The sequence below is a fragment of the Dehalobacter sp. genome, from assembly GCA_023667845.1.
GTDB lineage: Bacteria > Bacillota > Desulfitobacteriia > Desulfitobacteriales > Syntrophobotulaceae > Dehalobacter.
In genome coordinates this window covers 1-1,761 of record JAMPIU010000013.1, presented here as the reverse complement: position 1 = coordinate 1,761, position 1,761 = coordinate 1, and the positions used below count along the sequence as shown (strand labels likewise).

4 protein-coding genes are annotated in these 1,761 nt (G+C 43.4%); 3 read left to right on the top strand and 1 reads right to left on the bottom strand.

The window, feature by feature from the left end; translation table 11 throughout:
• Together NC238_00850 and NC238_00845 are read left to right on the top strand one after the other, a co-directional pair.
• The coding region (locus NC238_00850; GenBank protein ID MCM1564504.1) for a hypothetical protein at window positions 1-231 on the top strand (231 nt) is incomplete at its 5' end.
• Window position 232: 1 nt separating this feature from the next.
• The gene (locus NC238_00845; GenBank protein ID MCM1564503.1) at window positions 233-493 is read left to right on the top strand and encodes a hypothetical protein; all 261 of its coding nucleotides are present in this window, start codon (window positions 233-235) and stop codon (window positions 491-493) included.
• A 24-nt stretch (window positions 494-517) separates the two neighbouring features.
• Here the strand turns inward: NC238_00845 and NC238_00840 are convergent, their stop codons facing one another.
• Window positions 518-826 carry a hypothetical protein gene (locus NC238_00840; GenBank protein MCM1564502.1) on the bottom strand — a complete coding sequence of 103 codons (309 nt, stop codon included), beginning with the start codon at window positions 824-826 and terminating at the stop codon, window positions 518-520.
• A 253-nt stretch (window positions 827-1,079) separates the two neighbouring features.
• Here NC238_00840 and NC238_00835 point away from each other — a divergent pair.
• Window positions 1,080-1,761: sugar phosphate nucleotidyltransferase (locus NC238_00835; GenBank protein ID MCM1564501.1), on the top strand; the 682-nt coding region annotated here is incomplete at its 3' end.

The window sequence follows — 1,761 nt, the reverse complement described above, 5'->3', positions numbered from 1 at the left end:
AAGATGCTTGGTGATATTCTTCTTGGACTGAAAGCCAAAATGGTACAGCCTGTTATTGACGGAAACAGTAAAATAGCCTCCCGCCTGGAAGAATTGGAAGCCGGAAACCAGGTGAGAATCACTGAAATATTAGAAAGGCTGGAGACGTTGGAAGGCGAGGTCCAAAAATTACCCCTGGTTATACTCACTGCCATAAGAGACGCTATCAACCAGGCCGGCGGAGGAAATTAAGATGACTATTGAAAAACTTCCGAATCAATCTGAGCTGATAAGTTCGCTGGCATCAACCATACACAAAAAAATGGTGGCTCCGTCCGCTGACAGGGCGGATAACGTTAACAGGGAAATACAACAAATAAACCAGAAGCTGACCCAGATGGAAAAAGAGCTTTCTCGGCTGGACGGCTTTAACCGGACAACGCGTTATTTGGCCTGCTCCCTGGCGGCGGGCGCCGCCCTCCTTTCTGTCGTGCTATTCTATTTAATTTTATAAAAAAACGGCGCCTGGCGCCGTTTTTTATCCGCTTTTTTGTCCCCGGTCGTTCTTCATCATGGCGTAAACGAACGCTGTCGCTCCGGAAATGATCAGGACCTTAACAACAAAACTCATCGTTTCAGCTTTAAATCTCGTCTTTTCTTCCTTCAATTTTACAGCGGGATCAGATTTCAGATCTATATATGTACCTTTTGTTTCAAACTGAACGAGCTGTTTTTCAAGCTTCGCCATTCTTTCCTCATGTTTTGATATTCCGCTCATAAAGCTTATGACCTGAATAGCAAGAAAAGCCAGGGCAAATAAAATTAGAAGCGTCCGAGGGTTATTCACCAAACATTCCCCTTTTTTTTTAGATCTTTTGGACCTATCTGTTTATATAGAAATAATTCAATTAATTTGAGTTATAAATAAATTAATCTATCTTGATAATCCTGTCGTGAAATGTCAGGAGAAAGCACTTATTATTTAACTCTAATACAAATTATAAACTACATTTATTTATAACACAATCTGTAAGCATTTTTTCATTAAAAGCAATTTCAATATGGTATAATTATCCTGGCAAGGAAAAGGAGGGATGTCAATGCCCTTTGCAGTTATAATGGCAGGCGGAAAGGGTGAAAGATTCTGGCCGCTCAGCAGAATGGCCAAGCCTAAACAATTTTTAAACCTTATCGGTGATAAAACAATGCTTCAGCTGACTGTGGAACGGGTTGAAAAGCTCGTTGGCATAGACAACACATATATCGTGGCCGGCTCAGAGTTTAAAAACATTATTTCTGAACAAATACCACATCTTCCCGGAGAGAATATTATTTTCGAACCTTTTGGCCGTGACACAGCCGCCGCTATAGGGCTGGCTGCATTAATTCTGGCGCAAAAAAATCCTCATGAAGTAATGATCGTGCTGCCGGCGGATCATTACATAGGTAATGTCCCCCGTTTCCATGAGGTTTTACAAAGCGCTGCCGCTGCCGCCGCCGGGAAGTCAAACTGTATTGTTACCCTGGGCATCACCCCGCACAGCCCTGAAACCGGCTATGGATATATACAGCGCGGCGATTTGCTGGACTATTATGAGGGAATACCTGTTTCCCGTGTCACCCGCTTTTTAGAAAAGCCTGACCACAAGCGCGCTTTGGATTTTCTGGCCAGCGGGGACTACCTGTGGAACAGCGGCATGTTTATCTGGCGGATTGAACTTATCCTCAAATTAATTGAGGAACACGCTCCTCTGCTGGACAAAGGATTAAAAGAGATCGGGC